Origin of the sequence: Grimontia sp. AD028 (assembly GCF_000973155.1) — a bacterium.
In the GTDB taxonomy this organism is placed as follows: Bacteria; Pseudomonadota; Gammaproteobacteria; order Enterobacterales; family Vibrionaceae; genus Enterovibrio; species Enterovibrio indicus.
The window spans coordinates 59,702-82,259 of sequence record NZ_LASY01000085.1 but is presented as its reverse complement, the minus strand read 5'-3'; the positions used below and the strand labels follow the sequence as shown (position 1 = coordinate 82,259).

General features: G+C 46.3%; 25 protein-coding genes. 10 read left to right on the top strand and 15 right to left on the bottom strand.

Annotated elements, in window-relative coordinates; all coding sequences use genetic code 11:
* Window positions 1–58: 58 nt before the first annotated feature.
* The 10 genes from RN22_RS18075 to RN22_RS18035 all read right to left on the bottom strand — a co-directional run bounded on the left by RN22_RS18075 (window position 59) and on the right by RN22_RS18035 (window position 9,347).
* The gene (locus tag RN22_RS18075; protein WP_046306417.1) at window positions 59–583 is read right to left on the bottom strand and encodes an HD domain-containing protein; all 525 of its coding nucleotides are present in this window, start codon (window positions 581–583) and stop codon (window positions 59–61) included.
* 112 nt (window positions 584–695) lie between these two features.
* Window positions 696–848, bottom strand: a complete 153-nt coding sequence (locus RN22_RS24755) for a YoaH family protein (RefSeq protein ID WP_002535891.1) — start codon at window positions 846–848, stop codon at window positions 696–698.
* Window positions 849–903: 55 nt separating this feature from the next.
* On the bottom strand, window positions 904–2,079 hold the full coding sequence (gene traF, locus RN22_RS18070; protein WP_046306415.1) for a conjugal transfer protein TraF: 1,176 nt from the start codon (window positions 2,077–2,079) through the stop codon (window positions 904–906).
* Window positions 2,080–2,278: 199 nt separating this feature from the next.
* On the bottom strand, window positions 2,279–3,163 hold the full coding sequence (locus tag RN22_RS18065) for a DUF2861 family protein (RefSeq protein ID WP_046306414.1): 885 nt from the start codon (window positions 3,161–3,163) through the stop codon (window positions 2,279–2,281).
* Window positions 3,163–3,834: a response regulator transcription factor gene (locus RN22_RS18060; protein ID WP_046306413.1), complete on the bottom strand. Its 672-nt coding sequence runs from the start codon at window positions 3,832–3,834 to the stop codon at window positions 3,163–3,165. Before RN22_RS18060 ends, RN22_RS18065 begins: the two co-directional genes overlap by 1 nt.
* Window positions 3,803–5,245 (bottom strand): DUF3404 domain-containing protein, encoded by a 1,443-nt coding sequence (locus tag RN22_RS18055; RefSeq protein WP_002535895.1) that lies wholly within the window; start codon window positions 5,243–5,245, stop codon window positions 3,803–3,805. Before RN22_RS18055 ends, RN22_RS18060 begins: the two co-directional genes overlap by 32 nt.
* A gap of 135 nt (window positions 5,246–5,380) precedes the next feature.
* Window positions 5,381–6,766, bottom strand: coding sequence for a Re/Si-specific NAD(P)(+) transhydrogenase subunit beta (pntB, locus tag RN22_RS18050; RefSeq protein WP_046306412.1), 1,386 nt, complete (start codon window positions 6,764–6,766; stop codon window positions 5,381–5,383).
* 15 nt (window positions 6,767–6,781) lie between these two features.
* A complete protein-coding gene (pntA, locus tag RN22_RS18045; protein WP_046306411.1) occupies window positions 6,782–8,335 on the bottom strand; it encodes a Re/Si-specific NAD(P)(+) transhydrogenase subunit alpha in 1,554 nt (517 codons plus the stop codon).
* A gap of 362 nt (window positions 8,336–8,697) precedes the next feature.
* Window positions 8,698–8,970, bottom strand: coding sequence for an HlyU family transcriptional regulator (locus RN22_RS18040; protein WP_046306410.1), 273 nt, complete (start codon window positions 8,968–8,970; stop codon window positions 8,698–8,700).
* A 185-nt stretch (window positions 8,971–9,155) separates the two neighbouring features.
* Window positions 9,156–9,347, bottom strand: coding sequence for a hypothetical protein (locus tag RN22_RS18035; protein WP_046306409.1), 192 nt, complete (start codon window positions 9,345–9,347; stop codon window positions 9,156–9,158).
* A gap of 259 nt (window positions 9,348–9,606) precedes the next feature.
* Between RN22_RS18035 and RN22_RS18030 the strand changes: the two genes are divergently transcribed.
* Entirely contained in the window at window positions 9,607–10,533 is a 927-nt protein-coding gene (locus tag RN22_RS18030; protein ID WP_197076315.1) for a hypothetical protein, read from the top strand.
* Between the two features lie 450 nt (window positions 10,534–10,983).
* On the opposite strand, the gene RN22_RS18025 is transcribed toward RN22_RS18030, so the two are convergent.
* From RN22_RS18025 to RN22_RS18015, 3 genes are all read right to left on the bottom strand, one after another.
* Entirely contained in the window at window positions 10,984–12,726 is a 1,743-nt protein-coding gene (locus RN22_RS18025) for a bifunctional UDP-sugar hydrolase/5'-nucleotidase (protein ID WP_046306407.1), read from the bottom strand.
* 85 nt (window positions 12,727–12,811) lie between these two features.
* On the bottom strand, window positions 12,812–13,048 hold the full coding sequence (locus RN22_RS18020; RefSeq protein ID WP_002535905.1) for a hypothetical protein: 237 nt from the start codon (window positions 13,046–13,048) through the stop codon (window positions 12,812–12,814).
* Between the two features lie 149 nt (window positions 13,049–13,197).
* Entirely contained in the window at window positions 13,198–14,037 is an 840-nt protein-coding gene (locus RN22_RS18015) for a pirin family protein (RefSeq protein ID WP_046306405.1), read from the bottom strand.
* 199 nt (window positions 14,038–14,236) lie between these two features.
* Here RN22_RS18015 and RN22_RS18010 point away from each other — a divergent pair, with 199 nt between their 5' ends.
* The 6 genes from RN22_RS18010 (at window position 14,237) to RN22_RS17985 (ending at window position 18,077) form a co-directional block, all read left to right on the top strand.
* On the top strand, window positions 14,237–14,929 hold the full coding sequence (locus tag RN22_RS18010) for a methanol oxidase (RefSeq protein ID WP_046306403.1): 693 nt from the start codon (window positions 14,237–14,239) through the stop codon (window positions 14,927–14,929).
* Window positions 14,930–14,991: 62 nt separating this feature from the next.
* Complete coding sequence (locus tag RN22_RS18005; protein WP_046306427.1) at window positions 14,992–15,915, top strand: DUF368 domain-containing protein; 924 nt, start codon at window positions 14,992–14,994, stop codon at window positions 15,913–15,915.
* Between the two features lie 160 nt (window positions 15,916–16,075).
* Window positions 16,076–16,531 (top strand): hypothetical protein, encoded by a 456-nt coding sequence (locus tag RN22_RS18000; protein ID WP_046306401.1) that lies wholly within the window; start codon window positions 16,076–16,078, stop codon window positions 16,529–16,531.
* The gene (locus tag RN22_RS17995; RefSeq protein WP_046306399.1) at window positions 16,528–17,112 is read left to right on the top strand and encodes an SCO family protein; all 585 of its coding nucleotides are present in this window, start codon (window positions 16,528–16,530) and stop codon (window positions 17,110–17,112) included. The genes RN22_RS18000 and RN22_RS17995 overlap by 4 nt, the downstream gene beginning before the upstream one ends.
* Before the next feature lie 60 nt (window positions 17,113–17,172).
* The gene (locus RN22_RS17990) at window positions 17,173–17,625 is read left to right on the top strand and encodes a copper chaperone PCu(A)C (RefSeq protein WP_046306397.1); all 453 of its coding nucleotides are present in this window, start codon (window positions 17,173–17,175) and stop codon (window positions 17,623–17,625) included.
* Window positions 17,626–17,831: 206 nt separating this feature from the next.
* On the top strand, window positions 17,832–18,077 hold the full coding sequence (locus RN22_RS17985; RefSeq protein ID WP_002535915.1) for an LPP leucine zipper domain-containing protein: 246 nt from the start codon (window positions 17,832–17,834) through the stop codon (window positions 18,075–18,077).
* Window positions 18,078–18,096: 19 nt separating this feature from the next.
* Here RN22_RS17985 and RN22_RS17980 read toward each other — a convergent pair whose 3' ends face one another.
* Window positions 18,097–19,056 carry a L,D-transpeptidase family protein gene (locus RN22_RS17980; protein WP_046306395.1) on the bottom strand — a complete coding sequence of 320 codons (960 nt, stop codon included), beginning with the start codon at window positions 19,054–19,056 and terminating at the stop codon, window positions 18,097–18,099.
* Between the two features lie 191 nt (window positions 19,057–19,247).
* Window positions 19,248–19,658, bottom strand: a complete 411-nt coding sequence (locus RN22_RS17975; RefSeq protein ID WP_046306394.1) for a hypothetical protein — start codon at window positions 19,656–19,658, stop codon at window positions 19,248–19,250.
* A 493-nt stretch (window positions 19,659–20,151) separates the two neighbouring features.
* Here RN22_RS17975 and msrP point away from each other — a divergent pair, with 493 nt between their 5' ends.
* From msrP to RN22_RS17955, 3 genes are all read left to right on the top strand, one after another.
* Entirely contained in the window at window positions 20,152–21,174 is a 1,023-nt protein-coding gene (msrP, locus tag RN22_RS17965; protein WP_046306390.1) for a protein-methionine-sulfoxide reductase catalytic subunit MsrP, read from the top strand.
* Entirely contained in the window at window positions 21,174–21,791 is a 618-nt protein-coding gene (msrQ, locus tag RN22_RS17960; protein ID WP_002535920.1) for a protein-methionine-sulfoxide reductase heme-binding subunit MsrQ, read from the top strand. Before msrP ends, msrQ begins: the two co-directional genes overlap by 1 nt.
* Before the next feature lie 125 nt (window positions 21,792–21,916).
* Window positions 21,917–22,546: a hypothetical protein gene (locus RN22_RS17955; protein ID WP_046306388.1), complete on the top strand. Its 630-nt coding sequence runs from the start codon at window positions 21,917–21,919 to the stop codon at window positions 22,544–22,546.
* Window positions 22,547–22,558: the final 12 nt, after the last annotated feature.

Genomic DNA, 22,558 nt, shown 5'->3' with positions numbered 1-22,558 from the left:
CTCGAGCATTTTTCCTGCGCTATTTCTGATCACCTACTTACTGTGATTGGTATGAGATTTAATATCGGGCTATCTTGTCCCCAACTTCAATCAGCATATCCAGTTCCCACCAAATCATTTCACACAAGCCATATCGATAGGCAGCTTTGCGAAATTCAGAATGTTCCTTCTGATACATCACGAATTTTTCCGGATGAAAAAGCCGGCAGGCTTTGACATTGGATAATCGATCGCAAGCTTTGACGATCAATGCTAGTTTCGCGGCTTCATCGGTCTCATCAAGTTGGAGAAAACGTTGATTGAGTTGTCGCTTTTTCTCTCCTCTGTCACCCGCGACCGGATCCGTAAGGTAACTGACAGACAACGCAATCTTATCACCAAAATCTTGGACTAACTCATCAACACTCGTCGTTGTATCTTCCAGCACATCGTGCAGTTGAGCCACGATCATTGCGTTGATCCCAAACGGTTGTGCCAGTTTTTCTACATCATCTAAATGCACGTGGTACGGAAACTCTCCGTAACGTTGCCCTTCGTGACGCGCACGAGCGAATGTCTTTGCCAGCATTAACCGATCGTTCAACGTCGCTCCTCTAACTTGCTTATTCCCATATAGAAAATATGGTTAAAAATCTTACCTCTAGGATAACGTCAAGCCAGAAAAAGAAAACGGCCATTTATTGGCCGCTTTCACATTAATCATCTTTTTTCGACGCTTCTCGCTCGCGAATCTCATTGGCCACTAACATGATGGCCTCACCGCTGCTCATGCCCTGTGCCATTAAAGCGTGAATACGCTCGGCTGCTTCTTGTTGTTCAGCATGGCTCAGTGTTGGCATACCGTTCATTGTCGACCTCGAAATCACTCTGTTTCAGAAGTCGCACATTCTACTGCCAATTACCTTAGAAGGTAAATGCCAGTTGTGCAGAACCGCCATAGCTATTGCTATCAATGAGCTGGGCAGCCAGATCAAAATGAACGGTATTGAATGGCGATAAGCCAAGGCCGAGCGTTACTGTACCATCCAAGGTGTCTTCCAAATCGTTGATGTACCCTGCTCTGAGTTGAGCCCAACCGAACGCATTAAACTCAGCACCGAGGCGCACTAATTGTGTATTGTCCACAATCGCGGGCCCACTTGATGCAGAAAAACGCTTCTGTTCGTTCAAGTCCACATCAATCGCCGCGACAAAGAGATCTGTTACAAAAGCACCGCCAACAGTATAGAGGGGCTCAATATGATAGGTGTAATCACGGGTGTAATTTACGGTTTTAATTTCCTGTGAAATCAGGTTTTTTGCTGCAAAACCAACACGGAAAGGTCCTGTTTGCCATGCTGCACCTAGATCTACGTTAAACGCACTTTCTTCGGTACGGTTAGCATCTGAATCCCAATCGTCCCCTTCGAAGTTATTGATGTCAACTTCATAGTGGTAGGTATAATACTGCTGGGATTTAGGTGTCACACCGACAGCAATACGCTGACCTGCAAGTTCAAGGTTACCCGCCAGAGCCAAACCTACATCAACAACACCGAATGCTAGAACGCGACCTTTCGACGTCAATGAGGAAGGTACATTACCAGGGCCTGTCGTTCCGCTAATGGCATCAATATCAGCCTGTGAGACCTCAGGCATAACAATGGCTTCCGTATAGCCTTTGACAAAGAAGTTGCCCGAAATCGTGGAAGTTGGAACCGCAATGGCTCCGCCAATTCCGCCGCTGAGGTAAGCCAACTTATTGTTGAGGTTGCTCAATGCATTCGCAGCATTATCACGGTTACTCGTATTCGTAGGATCGCTGGTAAAAGTGTCATACACATCCCCAAAATCTTCCATGGCGTCTACCAGTTCATCAGGGTCGCGAACCTGAATACCAATAACGGGGAAAAGCACACCGAATGCGCTATCTGGATCCATCGCAACCAGTGCAGGGTTATGAAAGCCAGCAGAAAGATAATCCGCGGCGGCCGTACCAGCACCACCCATTGCATCAATTCGGGTATCAATACTGTAGTTAGCAGACAGCGCAGGCAAGGAAGTCAGCGCAATGCTGAGTGCAAGTAAGCTCTTTTTCATGGCAAGAATTCCATCTCAATGGTTCAAAGGCGGGAGACACTGTGAGCATGTGTACTCAAAAACGGCATTGTGTCTACTTTCTCTACAAATCGTAGTAGAAGCCAATTAGCAATAAAGAGACAATTCTTGAAGGTGTGACAACACTCAAAACTGTGTGTTGTTTTATTGATAGAAGATCAAAGAAATAAAGTTAAGAAACCTATTCTTGATTGGGTTTTAAAGAAAGTTCTCTGAGATCAATATCAGGCAAATCAATAAATCTGGCGATTCTTTGAACATCCTCGAACAAAATTGCACCCTGCCACCGCCTTTCTATCAGCGCGACAGAGAACCAATATTGTCCGTTCGGGACATCAATCACTGGCAATGAGGTAGGAAGGTTTTTGTCCTTTTCATCAGACCATATAGGTGCATCCTGCCCCACGTCGGTTTGATAGAGATTCATCGACAAGAAAGGTCTCGGACAGGTGCTTTTTAAGTCTGTCGGCGGTGCGATCCGCCAGCTACGACTGTCTTTCCAACTGATTTTCTGAATGGGCTCAGGCTGTGACACCAGCACCCAGGAAGACCAACTCTCACCGTCGGTTGACGTGAGTTCAAGCTTATAAAGACCAGCATGAACAGCACCAGAGAGCCCTTCTATATCCAGTTTGAAACGGTTAGCGTTGTCCGGGGTTAGATTCGAGACCACCAGTTTAGTATCAGGCCACTCCGAAAAGGTGACGTTAGCGACGCCAGAATCTGACGAGCCATAGATAGAAAACTGATAGTAGACCCTGTTCGGTGTCTGCACCGTTTCACGACGAATGACAACCGCTTGAAGCCATTTCGGTAACGACAAAGTACTTAAACTTCTGCCGCAATCCTCGCTGATTGCAAGAGACAATAACTCAGTCAGGTGCCTTTGTTCAGTATCCGTTTTTTCCTGTTGCCAAGCTTCAATCATGGCTTCAAAGCTTTGGGCGGTATTCCCTTCAAGCAAGCGCTGGTGGGCAGACGTGAGCGCGTCTGAACCACTGAACCACGCAGCAGAGCTTCCAAATGGAAGCATTAGGAATAGAAAGAGATATACCGCCTGCTTCATCAGTGCATTTTCATCCGGTAACCAACACCACGCAGTGTTTCGATCTCTACCTCGGGCAACTTTTGGCGGAGCTGCAACACATGCGTATCAACCGTACGAGTCGTTGGGTAATGGTTATAACCCCAAACCTGATCCAGAAGCTCATCACGAGTGAACACTCGGCCTGCATTTTTTGCCAGAAAAGCCAGTAAATCAAATTCAGTACGGGTCAGGATAACTTCACTTTCAGAGCAAATAACTGAGCGCGTAGAGAGATTAATTCTCAGCTTACCGACCGCAATGTCGTCAGCTACACTTTCCCCTTCAGTAATAGGACGGCGAAGATGCACACGAATTCGCGCCAGCAGTTCTGCTTCTGCAAAAGGTTTAGTCATGTAGTCGGTCGCGCCTGAATCAAGGCCACCAACACGATCACGAACCGACACCATCGCTGTCAGCATAATGATCGGCACATCTTTAATTTTTTTCCATGCCGGTAGCCATTCCATAGAATCGCCTTCCGGTAGTTGACGATCCAAAACTACAAGATCAGCCTGCGCCCAAAGCGCTTCAACTTTACTTGCACAATCTGCGTACAAGCATTTGTATCCGTTTTGTTCCAAGCTGGCGAGAAGACCATCCGCCAGGTTAGCATCATCCTCAACCAGCAACAGAGTCGTTTGTTGGGTCACAAGGTATCTCCAAAGTAAATGTGGTTGGCGGCCCAGACAATGTCAGCCTGCCCCCCATCCTTTCTATCATTGCTTCAACAATTGTCAGACCAAGCCCGAGGCCTTTTTCGCTGACAAAAGGTTTTCGAATTGTTTTCCAGTCTTTTGCGGTCAATCTTCCCTGATCCTGCACTCGGATAGCGAGCTGACCGTTATTAATTTCGGCAAACACCACGACGGGCGTTTTCCCGTATTTTTTGGCATTGCTTATAAGGTTGTCGAGCGATGTCGTCAACCAGTATATGTTGACCGCTATCGGTCCATCTTCTTTGACCTGCAATTCTACCTGACGTTCTTCACAGAGGTAACCAAGCCAATCTTTCAAGGAAGGAATGCTCTCTCTGACAAGTTGCTGCTGGTTTGACTGCAGGTAATCTTTGCTTGCCTCGGCCAATTGTTTCAGACGCATAGAATCTTCACAAAGGCGACGAAACTCATCATAAAGAGGCTCTGGCAGACTGTCGAATTTTCTGCGGAAACCTTCTACCGTCATGCCCAGACTCGCGATCGGCGTGCGCAGTTCATGTGTCAGGATTTGAAGTACCAGCATTCTTTCTTGCATCAGGCGTCTTTTTACCGTCCACCGGTTAAACACCCAGCCAGCAATCCAGAGCAAGTTGATGACAGCAAGAATCACAACCAACTGTGACCAATATGAGGGCGCTTGCTTCTGATTCCAACACACATTACCAATGCGGGATAAACAGAACCCATTGTCGTCAATCGAAGAGGCAAGCAGGTGTTGTTTTTCAAGCAGGGGTAACCATACATCCGAGCTATAAACCTTGTATTGGCTACCTTCCCTAAGCCACAAATCATCGCCTGAAAGAATGGACTCTGCCCCGCCATTCAGCGCATTGATGCCATTTTCTGGCATACGCTGCAAACGGCCAAGCAAGGTTTCAGGTGGTGATAACAACCGTTCTTTGATGTGAAAAAAGCGAAGTAACTCATCGCGGCGGTCCGGGAATTTTTCAACATACTTTGCCGCGTAACTGCCTCCCCCCGGATGAATGAGGTTAGAACGGGAGAACCACACCGAAGGCAGTTGAGTGTTGAAACACATCGCTCGGGTAAACACCAATGGATCGGTGACCAGAGGGCTCACAGGCCAAGGCCCTTTGCATTTTTCGGAGGATTGATAAAGACGTTTTAGATCTTTAAGCGGATAGTTGGCTGATTGAGGGAGCAAGCTATCAGGGACAAGCAGCGCTTTTGGGTATTCGCTGTGGATAGCATTTAATGCATAAGTAGCGATCGGACGTTCAGCCAATAGCGAAAGCCTGAACGCACTGAGCTGTTCAGGGAACGACACATTTGCCCAAGCGTGTGAGCTAAGCAAGGTAAGAAAAACAATCAGAAACTTTTGCATGGCATGAGGTTACCACCAAAATATTTCACAATGTCAGTAGTTTGTAAGAGTCTATGCAAGAAGTCGCGCTAATTGCTGTTTTCTCGCACAAAAAAGGCCAGCAAGATGCTGGCCTGATTCATTCGAAGTATGCGATTAGATCGCTTTCGAGATAGCGTCCACACTCTCTTTGGCGTCACCGAATAGCATCGCCGTGTTCTCTTTGAAGAACAGCGGGTTTTGAACACCAGCGTAACCTGTGTTCATTGAACGTTTGAATACGATAACGTTTTTCGCATTCCATACTTCAAGAACTGGCATGCCAGCGATTGGGCTGTTTGGATCTTCCATTGCTGCCGGGTTAACCGTGTCGTTCGCACCGATAACAAGAACTGTGTCTGTTTCTGGGAAGTCTTCGTTGATTTCGTCCATTTCCAGAACGATGTCATACGGTACCTTTGCTTCCGCGAGCAGTACGTTCATGTGGCCCGGTAAACGACCCGCAACAGGGTGGATACCAAAGCGAACATCAACACCTTTGGCACGAAGCTTTTCAGTGATTTCGTGCACCGGGTACTGTGCCTGAGCAACAGCCATACCGTATCCAGGAGTGATGATCACAGAGCGAGAGTCTTTCAGCATTTCTGCAACTTCATCAGCTGACACTTCACGGTGCTCGCCGTACTCAACATCAGACGACACTGAGATTTCCTGACCGAAACCACCAGCAATAACACTGATGAAAGAACGGTTCATGGCCTTACACATGATGTAAGACAGAATTGCACCCGACGAGCCTACCAGTGCACCGGTAACGATCAACAGATCGTTTGCTAGCATGAAACCTGCCGCCGCTGCTGCCCAACCTGAGTATGAGTTCAGCATTGAAACGACAACCGGCATATCTGCGCCACCGATTGATGCCACAAGGTGATAACCGAATGCAAAAGCAATCAATGTCATCACAAGCAGCGCAAACATGCTGCCGTCTGCCTTCACGAAGTAAACCATCAGCAGTGTTGAAATCACAACCGCCGCCAGGTTCATCTTGTGCTTGTGTGGCAAGTTCAAGGGAGAAGACGAAATGATACCGCGTAGCTTACCAAACGCGACAATCGAGCCTGTGAAAGTCACTGCACCAATGAACACACCCAAGAACACTTCCACCATGTGAATAACGTGTTCAGTGTGTGCAAACTCGCCAGCGTATACTGGTGGCTCTAAGTAGCTGTTGTAACCGACCAAAACGGCAGCCATACCTACAAAGCTGTGTAGGATCGCAACCAGTTCTGGCATTTCAGTCATTTCTACGCGTTTGGCGTAGTAGATACCGATAGCACCACCAATCACCATAGCGATAAAGATCCAAGAAAGACCTTCAGCATATGGGCCAAAGATGGTCGCGATGAGCGCGATGCTCATACCAGCGATACCAAAGTAGTTACCTGATCGTGCTGACGTTTGTTTTGATAGGCCAGCAAGGCTCAGGATGAAAAACAATGCAGCAACGATATAGGCTGCTTGTGCTAGTCCTGCAGACATTCTTTGCTACTCCTATTAATCTTTACGGAACATTTCAAGCATGCGCTTGGTGACTGTGAAGCCGCCAAAGATATTGATGCTTGCAATGAGAACGGCGATAAAGGCCAGGAAAGAAACCACACCGTTGCCTTGACCAATTTGGAGTAGCGCGCCCACAACGATAATACCGGAAATGGCGTTCGTTACAGACATCAGCGGAGTATGCAGAGCATGTGTCACATTCCAAACCACGTAGTAACCGACTACACAAGCCAATACAAATACGGTGAAGTGTGAAAGGAACGCTGGCGGTGCAACCGAAGCCACCCAACCAAATGCACCAAGACCCACAGCCAGTGCTGCAATTTTCTTCACTGGTGAAGTTGGCTCTTCGACTTTCTCTTCTTTAGGAGCAATCGGTTCTGCTTTCGCTTGAGGTTGAGCAGACACTTGAATTGGTGGCGCAGGCCAGGTGATTTCGCCGTCTTTTACGACAGTCACGCCACGCAGAACCACATCTTCAAAGTCGATATCGATGTTGCCGTCTTTTTCTTTGCAAAGCAGCTTCATCAGGTTAACCAGGTTCGTACCGTAAAGCTGTGACGATTGCGTTGGCAGGCGACCAACCATGTCTGTGTAACCGATAACTTTAACGCCGTTATCTGTTACAACCACTTTGTCTGCTTCTGTATATTCGCAGTTACCGCCGTTCGCTGCAGCGAGGTCAACAATGACGCTGCCCGCTTTCATCGAATCGACCATCTCTTTGGTCACCAGTTTTGGCGCCGGACGGCCTGGGATCAAAGCGGTAGTAATGATGATATCAACGTCTTTGGCTTGCTCAGCGTAAAGCTCAGCAGCTTTTTTATTGAAGTCATCAGACATTTCTTTTGCGTAGCCATCGCCACTGCCCGCTTGTTCCTGAAAATCGACCTGCAGGAACTCAGCGCCCATACTTTCAACCTGCTCTTTTACTTCAGGACGAACGTCGAACGCGCGAACAATTGCACCAAGGCTACCCGCTGCACCGATGGCTGCCAGACCAGCAACACCCGCACCGGCTACAAATACTTTTGCTGGTGGCACTTTACCTGCTGCAGTGATTTGGCCTGTGAAAAAGCGACCAAATTCGTGGGCGGCTTCAACCACTGCTCGATAACCGGCAATGTTTGCCATAGAACTCAATGCATCCAGCGCTTGTGCACGAGAAATGCGCGGCACAGAATCCATCGCCATAACATTGATTTTTTTGGAGGAAAGATCTTGCATCAAGGCTTCATTCTGGGCTGGCCAGATAAAGCTAATGAGCGTTGCGCCCTCTTTGATCAGATCAATTTCGTTAATTCCAGCCGCGTCGTCTTTGTGCGGGGCGTTAACTTTGAAGATAATGTCAGATTGCCAAACAGTGTCGGCATCAACGATTTTCGCTCCGGCCTGCTCGAAAGCAGTATTGTCAAAACTCGCCAGTTGACCAGCATCCTTTTCGACAACAACTTCGAAGCCCATTTTTAATAACTGCTCAACCGTTTTCGGTGTGGCAGCAACTCGCGTTTCATGCGCAAGTATTTCTTTTGGAACACCAATTTGCATAGTTAGTCCCTGACTATTGGCAGTGTAAGTAATCTGTTTGTAGCGAACTGAAAAAGCTTAATCAACAGTTTTGTAGGAAAAATACTAAAATAATCGATTAGCAAGCCCTTAACGAGGCAATTTTAATGACTTTTAGTAATAAAATAACGCCATCTAGTTAAGGCCAGAGGTCAGACCTGATTTTAGGCGCTACGACTAACATGCTGATTTAATACTTATTAACTTCCCATTCACCTACATTTCTGCGACGTTCCGTATCCTTACGAACCGCTGGTGTACTTTTTGACCGAAATCCAATGTTTTTGCTTTGATCTCGGTCAGGTCTTATGAATCCCAAAGCAATACGCAACCGGACTCATCCATCAAAACATTCTTTCGCCCATTTGATCGATAAATAATTGAGACTTCTTGAGCATCAGTTCATTCGCCCCTTCTTCAGAAGGCAGAAGGTCTGAGCGAATGAAGCTGTGAGTTTTCAACTCACCATCGATTTCTTTGCAAATGCGCCCATTAATTCGAAATTGGCCACCTTCTGATTTCGCTTCTGGATAAATCAGATAACCTTTGTATTCGGTTGCCTCAGTTTCTTTCGTTGGTTTTTCTTTACTACTGAATAACCAGTCAAAAAGTCCCACGTTAAATCACTCTCAATATTTGAATCAAATCAGTAAATCATAGTGACGAAACGCCCAGTTTTTGTCCAGTACACAAATGGGGAAAATTGAGGTAGGAGCACGATAAATTGTTGAGGTGAAGAAAATAAAAAAGCGCTGACCTCATAGCCAACGCTTTTCTTCTCTTCGTATATCGAAATGTACTATTAGCGGATCAGCCCGATATCGCGCTTGATGTGCTCTGGAAGTTCATTCGTTGAACGAACTGCTTTATTCAGATCACGTTTGCGCACTACGTCCATCGCATGGGCAATCAATCCTTTGAAAGAAACCGCATAGTTTTTTTGCACTTTTTCTACAGAAGCAACTGCTGGAGCGAAGTTAACTACCTGTGTCATAACCGCCTCACTATGTGATTGTCTTTACTGAGTAAATTCTAATCATTTGCTCATAGCAGATAAAATGACTTAATTTGCTCTTAATGATTAGTTTTTCTTATTCGAAAATGATAATTCGGTCACCATATAGCGAGCAAAATCGGGCACTAATTTGATTTAGAACAAACACATAGAGTAGGCACATGCATTATTAATAGTTATTTATCAATTTCATTTCAGTTTGTTAACATCTGATTTTAACAAACATGACGAGACCACCTTGCTTGCATTCCTAAGTAAACATTCCTCTGTTCTTCTTATCGCTGCCGCCTTTGCAGGTTTTGCATTGCCAGAACTTTCTGAATCTGCTCTGCCATACCTTCCCTATGTATTATTTACTCTCATGCTGTTTACCTTGATGGGTATTGACCAGCGTGCACTCGTAAAATCGGTAGCTGACAAAGAGGCATGGCTTTATGCGCTGGTTCATAGTGGCGTCACGACACTGACGGTCACCGCTATAGGCACCGTGTTTGGAGCAAGCACCGAGCTCATGATGGCTGCCACTGCAGTTTGTGCGACAGGCACCCTGTTTGCGACCCCCGCCATCGTGCGTTCGGTTGGGTTTGAGCCCTTAAAAGCGATGGCTTTTACCATTACCAGCACACTAATGATGCCCGTTGTACTTTATATCAATCTGGCCCTGTTCAGTGCGGATGAATTCTCTCTCGATCTTCAAGATTATTGCATCAGGCTCGTCATATTCATTTTTGGTCCAATGTTGCTCTCCTACTTGGTTCACCAATCAATACCCGAAGAACGTTTAGCGCGCATTCATGGAAAGCTGGCACAATTTACCATCATTCTGGTTTTTAGCTTTCCTTTTGGCCTAACCGGTCAATATCGTTGGTTATGGGATAGCGACAGATCTTTTGCCATCACCATGCTGTTTATTGCGGTGGCAATTTGTGTTTTGTTTTTCATGATCGGTCTAGGAGTCTATTGGCATAAAGGCAGATCAGAGGCATACGTAGCTGCAATCACATCAGGGAATAGAAATGTACTACTCACCTACTCTGTTGCAGGTACTTTCTTAGGGCCTTTGTATTTGCCGTTGATTGGAGCGCTGCAACTTCCTATCTATGTGCAGCCGATACTGGTGAAACTATTTTTGAAGAGAGACGGGAAGAGAACCGCTAAAGCATAGATTCATACTGAAGCGTCAGCATTACCCAAGTAACACGCCGTGCCTGCCACTGGATTTGTTTTAATGTTATCGCCTGAATGGGCCCTGATTCAGGCAAGTTTGCTTATCTTTCGCTTAAAGACCTGCCGCAGGCACGAAGTAAACCAGTGATGCCCAGGCTGCAATCCAGAAAGCGATAAGTCCGAAATCCATCCAATCACGTTTTTCCACCATGACTTCCCCCTTAAACAACATCTTTGTTTATATATCGGTCAACGGATAAAGAAATTGAGTTATTTCTTCACTGTTTTTATATAGACGGCAAATTTCCGCCATATATCTGTACTGATGCAAATTTCGGGCACAAAACTAAAAGAAATGTGAAGCAGGAAGTAAAATGTCAGGTGTAGGAACAATATAGGCGACAATCTTGCCGCCTAACTGTCAGATTTATCACAAGTAGTTCTTTGCTCAATCATTAGACCGGCAAGGAAGGTAAGTTAAAAGGTTTTCTTCTGGTGCTAACAGTGTGTCTTTCGTTCTGGCAAACTCGATAAAACTGTCGGCAAGAGTGACATAAATGGAACGAGGTAATTCGCTCATACATTTCAAAGAATCATAGCCTTCTTTTCCTTGCGACGTGTACGCCGAGGAAACCGCGATGTATGTCTTCTCTAATTCGACTGTTTTCCAGGTTCCACCTAGCGTTTGATATTCCAACTGTGTAATCCGCTGACCTTTGGGTTTGCAACATTCATAGGTATAACGCAGTCCAGCGGTATAAGGAAAACTACCGTCTCCTGTGCCTTCTACGCCGTTATTCGTCGCGTTATTGATGGCGCCTTCCAGCGCCTGCATCACTTGAAGGCCTGTTGGTTTGTATAACATTAGATCGATGGCAAACGGCAAGAGTCTGCCCGCCACTTCTGCTGCAGTCAGCTTCCCATTCTCAAGGCTTACGCGAACACCACCCGCATTGTGAATAGCAAAATCGACCTCATAACCGCGCTCTCTTGCAGAATAAATCATCGCTTCACAAACTAATGGAGCAATCTGGCTGCCGCCTTTTTCATCTGGTACACGAATATGCCGTAATCGGGCAGGCAAATTAGTGACAACGTCACTCTTTAATTTATCTACAGCTGGGCGATATCGTTCGGCTATCACCTGCTTTATCCCTTCATCACCGCGACAATGAATAACATTCGGTTGTTCTAGCAAATACGCCTTGCCTTTCTGGAACGCTTCATCAGGAAGATTTTGGTCCCAGGACGCATCCATCGCCAAACCGCGGCCAAGCATCAGGAAGTTGCCACCGCTATGTGCTGTCACCTTTCCATTTTCATCTAGCGTGACTGTCAGCTTTCCGAGGGCAAGTGAATGGCATCCGGCTTGCACCACAAGGGTGTCGTTAATCTGGCGGCCATAAGGTCCCATGTCGCCAAGACCAAGATTGCTAAAGTCACCCTGTAACACATGACTATGACCACCCACAATCACAGACAGACCCTCTACCTCTTCAGCCATTTTCAGGTCTTGGTCATATCCTAAATGGCTGAGCAAGATAATGTGTGGTGTGCCGATTTCCTCGTGGATGTACTTAACCGTGTTTATGATGGTTTCTTTAGAGCTGACGAATGGTGTGTCAGGATCAGGCATGGCGATATCGGCCATTTTATCCAGAGCCACGCTGAAGATGGCCACTTTCTTGCCGCCAAACTCTTTCGTAAGTACGCTGGCAATTTTCAGGTCTGGATCATAGGCCAGCAGAGGCGCTTTCCCTTTTACAGGAAACGGCTTGTTCGGGAGTTCTTTACTGACATCCCAGTTACCTGCCAGAAACGGAAAGGTAATTTGGTCGAGGAATTTTGAAACCGCGGCATTACCCAAATCTAATTCATGATTACCCAAAGCCATCGCATCCAGGTTCAACATGTTGAGTAAAGTGGCGTTGGCCTCGCCTTTAAATAGGCTGTAATAAAGCGTGCCTTGAAAGCAGTCCCCAGCATGAAGGAAAAGGAAGCCGTCCGTATCGTTTTGAGTTTCTTGTTTGAATGATTTAACGACAGAAGCAATTCGGGCAAAACCACCCACATTGGCATAAATACGGTCTTCCAAGCCATTTACAGCAAGCGAGATCGGTGTCGGTTCGAAGTGAGAGTGAGTGTCATTGATGTGCGCAATTGATAGCGTGATAGGTGTGACGTTGGGCATGATTTCCTTTATGGGCTGCACAAAAACGAAGTGTATCAGAGTTTAATCCTAGTTCACACACATCACACTTTTATTGCAAGGCTTGTTATGCAGGAGTCAACATATTGAGAACTCTGACGATACCACCCAAGATCAGGCTGAACATCGCGACGTACCACCATTTCATCTCGTCTCGAGAGAGGCTTTGCACGTGAAACAGAACAACATTGAGCTGATGCCAGTTCTCTGTTCGGGAAGCGTATTGAAAAGCGCAGCGAATAAGCGCTACGACACCTGTCACGAGTAAGACAGTTTCAATCGCGTGTGCAATTACGAGTAACAAGTGAAAACTCCAGTTGTTTTGTCATTTAGAAATAAAACAAAAGAGTTAACGCTATTCAACATTTTGTTTACTTTCGAGCGTTTATTCGTGAAGCACAGTAGATAGATGAAAAAAGGGAGCGTACTGCTCCCTCTGTTCTTCGGCCTGACTCAATCAGTCAACACACCATTTTGGTAGTCCGTTATAGCTTGATTAATCTCTTCCATTGAATTCATCACAAACGGGCCGTAATGAACAACGGGTTCATCAATGGGGAGGCCGGACAATATCAATACCCCCGACTCTTCATTTGCCTTCAACGAAATAGCATCACCGCCAGAGAGTTGAACGAAGTGGCTTTGTTTGACTGACTCGCCCGCAACTTCCACCTCTCCTTTGTAGACATAAAGGTTTGCCTGATAGGTACTTGGCAACAAAATCTCACGACTTTGATCTGATGCTGCACGCCAGTCCGCAACAAACACTTCGATACTGGTTTGTTGTAATGGGCCTTCAACAGGCACACCGTTACTGACTGCATGACCACCAATCACCCGAAGTAAGTTTTCGGTTTCACCATACTCATTAATTTCAGGTGACTGAAAATCGTGGTACTGCGCAGGGCGCATTTTTTTCGCTGCCGGCATGTTAATCCAGATTTGAAACCCATGAAGTTCACCGTCACTCATGATCGGCATTTCACTGTGAATCACACCTTTGCCTGCACTCATCCACTGCGCACCGCCAGATTTAAGTTCACCAACATTTCCCATATGGTCGCGATGCTGAAAATGCCCTTTAAGCATGTAGGTCAAGGTTTCAATACCGCGGTGAGGATGCGGAGGAAAACCACCAATGTAGTCATCAGGGTTTACACTCTTCAGCTCGTCAATCATCAGGAAAGGGCTGAACCTTGGGTCATTAAAACCATGTGCGCGGCTGATCTTCACACCATCGCCGTCCTGCGATGCGTGAGAACGAATGACACGATGTACAGTTCTTGTCGTCATACTTAACTCCTTTGTTGAAGCCAGTTTAGGCAACCCTATTACAAGTTAACACCACCTTAAACCTAACAAGTCATTCAAATTTTTCGAACGAGAATTTGGGGCTAGATGACGAAGAAGATTGGATCTAAAAAGAAATGCTTTGCGAATGCCATAGGTTCTGATATTTATCTGACTAATCGACATTCATGGATGAATATCAATGATTGAATGGCATGCCAATATCATGTGGCACCACACAGAGCCTTATCGTCGCTTCGGCGTGAATATTGGGCAACGAATGACTGTTTTTCGCCTAAACGATGACTCATTACTAGTTCATAACCCAGCCAGCCTATCCCCTCAACTTCAGGAACAACTCAAACGAATTGGAAAAATAAGCTGTATAACTACCGCCAACCTGCACTTACACCAGAATTTGTCTGATTGGTGGCTTACCTATCCGGAAGCGCGCTTTTTTGCTGCCCCCGGTCTTTACAACAAACGCACCGACTTAGGATTTGATGGGATTCTTAATTCCACCACGTCGACTTTGTGGCGTAACCAGCTTTACCAAACGGTTTTGAGAGGCAACGATGCCTGCGAAGAAGTGATCTTTTGCGACCCGAATAGTCGCACATTGGTGTTAGGTGAAAGCCTTTTGTTGCTCCAGGAAGGTAGCTTGCTCAAGCAATTTGTCGGTCGCTTACTGGGATGCAACAAAGAAGCTTGCGTCCCGCTTCCCTACCAAATACAGATAAAGGAATCGAAGTTGCTTCGTCAGTCTTTGCAAGAAATTCTGACATGGCCATTCGACCATATTCTCCCCATTCACGGAGATCCCATTGTTTTCAATGGTAAGGAAAAGCTCGCCGCCGCGTATTTGTGGGCATTTCACGGTGACAGGATTTCATAGCCCTTTCAGATTGAATCGCTATAATGGCGGCACTCTATAAGTTATGGCTAGTTATTCACGCAATGAAGCAAAATATTCTCACCTTTTTCAAAGGAATGGCAATGGGTGCGGCAGATGTCGTTCCGGGCGTTTCTGGCGGTACTATCGCATTCATCACGGGGATTTATGACACTCTGCTAGAGAGCATCCGACGCGTAAACCCTTCTATTATTTCACTGTGGCGACGCGAAGGCTTTGGCGCAGTATGGCAGCATGTTAACGGTACCTTCCTCGCATCCTTGCTGACTGGTATTCTCACGGCAATCCTGACACTGGCTAAAGCCGTCTCTTATGCCCTCGAGAACCACCCTATTGTTATTTGGTCATTCTTCTTTGGCTTGATCATCGCGTCCGCCATTCACATGATCAAACAAGTAGAGAAATGGTCCGTGGGTGAAATCGTATTGGCGATTGCAGGTGCTATTTTTGCCTACGGCATTACCGTTGCTAACCCTATCAGCATGGAATTTAGTATGCTGACGGTATTTATTGCTGGCTCAATCGCCATCTGTGCGATGATCCTTCCTGGCATTTCCGGTAGTTTTATTCTGCTTTTGCTTGGCATGTATGCGCCCGTTTTGGATGCCGTCAAAAGCTTCAACATTCCAATCCTTGCTTTGTTCGCTCTGGGCTGTCTTGCTGGTATTTTGTCTTTCTCTCACGTGCTTTCATGGCTGCTAAACAATTTCCGTAGTCTGACTATCGCCTTCCTCACCGGCCTTTTGATTGGTGCATTGGGCAAAGTATGGCCTTGGAAAGAAGCTATCAGCTTCCGCGTTAATTCGTCTGGCGAGCAAGTTCCTCTTGTTGAAAAGGTATTGTCTCCAGGGGCGTTTGAAGCCGCAACAGGGCAACCGGCACTTATGGGTACTGCAATCGTCATGATGATTGTTGGCTTCGCACTGGTGATTGGTCTTGAGAAAGTGTCAGAAAAACTCGCTGACTAATTTATGCGCACCCTAATCAATAAGGCCTCTTTATGAGGCCTTTTTCGTTATTTACCCTGTCAATATGAGCACAATTGCTTTCATTTCAAGAGGTTTCTCACAACGTCAACATATATGAAATGATAAGCTGCTCAATCTTTGTTTTGGCTATAGTTCTTTTATGAATTTAACTGGCACCGGACGCCGACGCGGCGTTGAATTAATGGGTCTAGCGCTTGTTGTTGCCTTTGGCTACTTCTTTGCAGATAAAACCCTGTTTGATGAAGCAACACCTGCCATGCCATCGCCAGCACTAAACTGCACCATCGGCACGACTCCCTGTACGTTTGACCACGCAACCGTCTCGATGGCATCAGCCACGGCCGCTCCTCTTATTCCGACTGAAATCCGTGTGGAAGTCTCTAATGCAAATGTCGATCACCTGATAGTAGAGCTTCAAGGCGTTGAGATGAACATGGGAATTTACAAACTCAAACTTTCTTCAGCAGGCAATAACGTGTATGCAGGAGACTTGATGCTCCCAATCTGCATGGAAGATGAAATGACTTGGCGAGGCGTAGTCAAAAGCCCTGATAACGTTCTCTCTTTACCTATTGACGTAAGGATGGCTCGATGAAAGTAAAAGTTCTGGTTGTTGTCGCTGCTCTTTTGGCTGGCTTTGGTGCGCGATACCTCGTTGACCAAAATAACAAACCTGTTGCTACCCCATCAGAAATCGGCCTACTTCAAAGTGGAACAGAAACCATCAACCTGTTTGATGAAAACGACGAAAGAGTGCGCGTGGTTTATTTCGGCTATACCCATTGCCCAGATGTATGCCCTACGTCACTGGCAATTCTCTCAGCATCACTCAAGTCTTTGCCTGAAGAAACACTCGAAGGTGTAAGACCCGTATTCATCACGCTTGACCCTGAGCGAGATAATGGTGAAGCAGCCCAAGAGTACGCTGGATATTTTCATCCGAATATTGAAGGTGCCAGCACATCAACGGATAAAACGACGGCATTGGCCCGAAAATATGGCGTGCTTTACCAAATCACACAGTTGGAAGACTCAGCCATGGAATACGCCGTAGACCACAGCTCTTACTTCTATTTCTTGAACCCTAAAGGTGAGTTACTTGAAAAAGTGCCTCATACGTTGAATCCAAACATGGTTTCAGACGCCATTCTTAGGCTCACCACCCAAACACAATAAACACGATGAGATTTCGGCGACTTGTGGATACGGGTCGCGCTTATTTAACAGGAGTTTCCAATGAACTTTCGTGCTTCTCTTTTAGCAGCCGCATTCAGTGCTATTTCTTTTTCGTCTTTTGCAGCGATTGAAGTTTCAGAGCCCTACGCACGCGCTACACCGCCACACGCGCCAAACAGCGCTGCTTTTATGATGCTGAAAAATAGCGGGGATGAAACCGTGTCACTCCTTAATGCAACAACATCCGCAGCGGGAGTTGTAGAACTGCATACCCATGCAATGCACGATGGCATGATGAAAATGCGTCAGGTAGAAAGTATCGAGGTGCCAGCAAATGGCATGACGGAATTGAAGCCGGGTGGTTTACACGTAATGCTCTTTGATTTGCAAAAACCACTTAAGGAAGGTGAGACACTTCCGCTAACGCTAACCTTTTCAGATGGAACACAAATTACCCAAGAAGTGCCAATCAAGAAGGTCATGGCAGGCGCACATATGAAACACAAGCACTGAAACGGTTATAAAACTAGCAAAGTTCTAGACTTTTATTCTGATGAGGGACTTAGATCTTTAAGCTGTATCAACATTGAGGCGCATAACTCCACGCACTAAGGGGCAGAATAGTAAAACGCAGTCTATGGTTATACTGCAGCCAGTTGTTTAAACAGGTAAATATTAAAGCAGTAAGGCAACCCAACAAAAACGAAGAGGTTTTTACTATGAAAATTCGTCTCCTAGCAGTAGCAGCAATCGCATCCAGCGCATTATTAGCTGGTTGTTCAAGCAATTCAGCGCTTGAGCAAAGCGTAGCTGACCTGTCGTCTAAAGTAGACTCTCTGTCTAACCAAGTTTCAGCTCTACAAGGCGACGTAGCAGACGTAGCAGCAGCATCAGCGCTTTCTTATGATGAAGCAGCACGCGCAAACGAGCGCATTGACAACATGGCGCAGTCTTACAGCAAGTAAGAACTACGCTATATTCCCCCTATAATTCTGCGGCTCCTTCGGGAGCCGCAGCGTTTTGTGCAAACGCATTTCCCACTTCAATCGGCACGCCTGATTGCACTGCCAGTGCAGCACGATAACGGCTAAAGTTCATTTGGTTTGATTTCAACCAATGCGCAATACGCGGATCAGGTTGAGTCAGAACTCGCTTACCTACCTCTGACTCATCAATAGAAAGAGGACGATGCGCTTCAACATATACCGCACCGTCAGGTTCATAACTGGTTTTCACAGGCTCATTGATAATTCGAACCTTTTCTCCCAATACGACTTTCTCAAATAACCAAACGATATCGCTCGGTCTCATACGAATGCAGCCAGCACTGACACGAAGCCCAATACCGAAGTCTTTGTTCGTGCCATGGATAAGATAGGAGCCAGTGCCATAAGCCAATCTCAGCGCGTGAGTACCAAGCGGGTTTTCAGGGCCTGCAGGTACCACATCTGGCAGCACAATATTGCGCTCTTCCAAATACTCTTTTCTCAGGCTTGCAGGTGGTGTCCAGGTCGGGTTTTCACGCTTCTGGCTAATTTTGGTTGTCATAATCGGTGTTTCACGACCAACACTACCAATACCAATCGGGAAGATATGAACCTTTTGGTTTTCCGTATCGAAGTAGTAGAGACGCAACTCCGCCAGATTGATAACGATGCCATCATAATCAACGTCAGGAAGGATCAATTGCTGTGGAATGGTGACAAACGTTCCCGCTTTTGGCAGGTAAGGATCAATTCCCGGATTTGCAGAAAGCAAAGCCAAAAAGCCTACGTTGTAGTCTTTGGCAATCAATTCTAGGTGTTCACCCGGCTTAACAATATGGACAGGGTTGTCCCCTATCAGGCGTGTTTCGGCTTCTGGCCAAGCATACTCATTCGCCATCGATAACGTTGGTAGAAGGCTGGCAAACAAGACAGGGATAAGTTTACGCGCGAATTTCATCTCGCCTTTTTCTCTCAAGGTTTTTTGATATTAGTTTCTTCTTAAAAGATAACACGAGATATGACCTTTGCTCTCTGCTATGCCTTTCAATACCCCGGATTATTCGCTGTTGTTTCTCATGGCCGACACACAAAGATAAAGAGCGCTTATCAGCGCTCTTTTAACAAAATGGTGCCTTGTTCAAAACATGCTCAGAAGAACATACGAAGACCAAAAGCTCCTTCAAACTTGAAAGCAGCGTCGTCCTGCCAATACCAAGTTGTTCCCGCCTCACCATAAAGCTCGATATCACCATGCCCCATTGGAACAGCTATCCCCAACCCAGCACGCGGCCCCCATTTATGGTGTTTATCGTCTACCCATTGGGCACCTGTGTAAGCATAAACTGGAGCAAATTCTGGACGGGCGAGCCAATCGCCCAGATTAAAGGTTCCGTCGACAGCGACGCCATTTTCTTCAATGCCGATTGATACACGAAGGTTATGCTGGGCAATGCTGACACCAGACATCGGAGAACCGATGAACACGCCCGCCGAAAGGCCTTGCGCTGAAGCTGGCATAGCCGAAGACGCAAGTGCGAGCATAAAAATATAACGTTTCATTTGAAAATCCATTCCCGGAGCACGTTTGGAAACTGGCGATTAAATAACCACTTAGTCAATGACTTCTCATTCGACTTCACTCTACCCATCATCCATCGCAACTACCATACTGTAATGAACGTTTTTTCATAAAAGCATAGGGTCTGATGACCTTTTGTTGTGAATATTGCAGCTGTTTGTGGTTGCTTTATTCAAGGCAGAGGTTTTGATGTGTAGTTATCCTACATGAAACAACCGATGCCGCAGAAGAAAGGAGCCGCAAACGCTGCCCCATGGGTTCTGCTAAAAGCGTTTTATGCTTTGTTGAGGTCTGTTTGCTTAGAAACACTAGGCTTCACAAACCTCGCCGCGCCTAAAACGCTTTTCGCTAGAACAATATTTAACAAAAAAAGGGCAACAGACCCTAATCTATTGAAAGAACTTTGACGTTATATAGGTCTGATAGGTAAGAGTTGTAATGTGCCTTCGCACAGATTGAGAACGGAGTAACCTGATGCTGATCCGAGTGCCAAAGAAATCAGAAATAAAAGAAAACGAACTCACCCCGGAAAGTGTTTACAAATCCCGTCGTGAAATTCTGAAAAAACTCGGAGTCGTGACCGCCAGCCTCCCTTTCGCCGCCCAATCCCAGGCCAATATTTTTGGCATTTTCGGTGGTGATGATGACAAAGCAACTGATGGCACAACCTTTGTCAGATCCCCTCTGGTTGCAGAGAAAACACCTTATGGCAAAGGGCTGGAAACAACGCCTGAGTCCAAAGTGCTGACCTATAACAACTTCTATGAATTCGGCACAGGAAAAGGTGACCCTGTCGAAAACAGCCAGAATTTCGTTGTTAATCCATGGACACTCGAAGTCGATGGCTTAGTGAATAAACCCATGAAGCTGAGCTATGACGACTTGCTTAAAAAATTCCCGCTCGAAGACCGCTTCTATCGCATGCGCTGTGTTGAAGCGTGGTCCATGAACATTCCTTGGGTAGGCTTTTCCCTCGCGGCACTGTTGAAAGAAGCGGATCCAATGGGAAGCGCAAAATACGTGGCATTCGAAACCCTTCATGATCCAAAACAAATGCCAGGCCAACGTTCCCAGTTTGTTGGTGGTGGTATTGATTACCCTTATGTAGAAGGCTTGAGACTGGATGAAGCCATGAATCCGCTGACCTTGCTTAGCGTAGGACTGTTTGGTCAAACACTTGCACCGCAGAATGGCGCACCTGTGCGTTTGGTTGTGCCGTGGAAATATGGTTTCAAGAGCATCAAATCCATTGTGAAGATTCACCTTCTGGAAGCGCAACCAGCAACAACTTGGAATTTGTTGGCGCCGCACGAATACGGATTCTATGCCAATGTCAATCCGCAGGTTGACCACCCTCGTTGGAGCCAAGCTTCAGAGCGCTTTATCGGTGAAGGTTCTATTTTCAGCTCGCGTCGTCAGCCGACTGCGATGTTTAATGGCTATCAGGAAGAAGTCGCTCACCTTTATACGGACATGAACCTGAAGGCGAATTATTAATGCGTTTAACGCCCACGCACATCACGCTGATTAAAACTATTGTTCATCTTGTTAGCCTAGGCTTTGCAGTCAACTTGGTGAACTTGGTTTTGTCGGGTCGATTTGGCGCAGATCCGGTCGATGGCATCACCCACTTCACAGGCATCGCTGCGCTGAATACCTTGGTGGTGACGATGTTGATCAGCCCAATCGCCCGCTTTACCAAAAACGGCTTGCTGGTTCGTTGTCGTCGTGTCGTTGGTCTTTATGCATTCTTTTGGGCAACGTTACATATGCTGACCTATTTTGCGTTGGATCTGACTTTCAATTTCTCACTGCTCGGGACTGAAATCCTGTCACGACCATATCTGACATTTGGTGCATTGGGATGGCTGATCCTGTTTGCACTGACAATGACATCAACTGCAAAAATCCAGCGCAGTATGGGCGCAAAATGGCAGCAATTGCACAACCTCGTTTATGTTGCACTGATTGTTGGCCCCATTCACTTCTACTGGTCGTCAAAATCAGAACTCATTGAACCGACGATTTACCTACTTTTGGCGCTAACCCTGTTGGCGATTCGTTGGAAAACCCTCAAAAGAATCGTTTTACGACCAGTATTTAGGCGGACATAACCTCACTTTTGAACGGCTCTGCACAATTAGCGTATCCAGATATAGCAAATTTCAAATTTTTGCCATACTTTAGGGAACCTTAGCGCAACCCTATGTTGTAGTGTTGATTTTTGGAGTAGGCGTTTTTGCTGGACGAACTGATTTCGCAGAGCCTGAGAGACTTTCAATCTGATTGTGTCAGCTTTTGCGAACACCACTATCCGACAATCCACAATCGTGGAATGAAAGAAAGCCACTTGGGCAAAGCCTTTGCACGTCGGTTAATTCACTCTTACGACAACCTCAACATTGACGCTCAATATGCTCAGCTCGATGAAGCTGGTGTACTTAAACATCCTGCATTTAGGATTGAAAGCCCAGACCACCAAATCTATATCGTCGCCCATCGCTTAATCAGTGCAAATGTCGCCTGCCGCAAAGGATTGGTGAAAGACACACAGTGGACGCTGGAGCACCTGGATACCGCAAGCGACAAAGAAAAACGCTTGGTCATCTTGGCAGACCATTGGGTTGACCGTTCAAGTGCGAGTAAATCTATCCCTAGCTGGTGGTTAGGTCATCAACCCATCCATAAAGAAGAATATGTGGCGCAAGGCATTCGATTAGTCGACGCGGATCGCAGCCTTTCAGAAGATATTGCGCAAGAATGCCATCTCAGTGACGGTCGACACCGGATATTTCATCCTCTTTTCCGTCATCGCGATGGATTGCCACTGTTCAAATACATGCTACTCACCGCTGCCTACACGCTGTAACTGATCCACCCT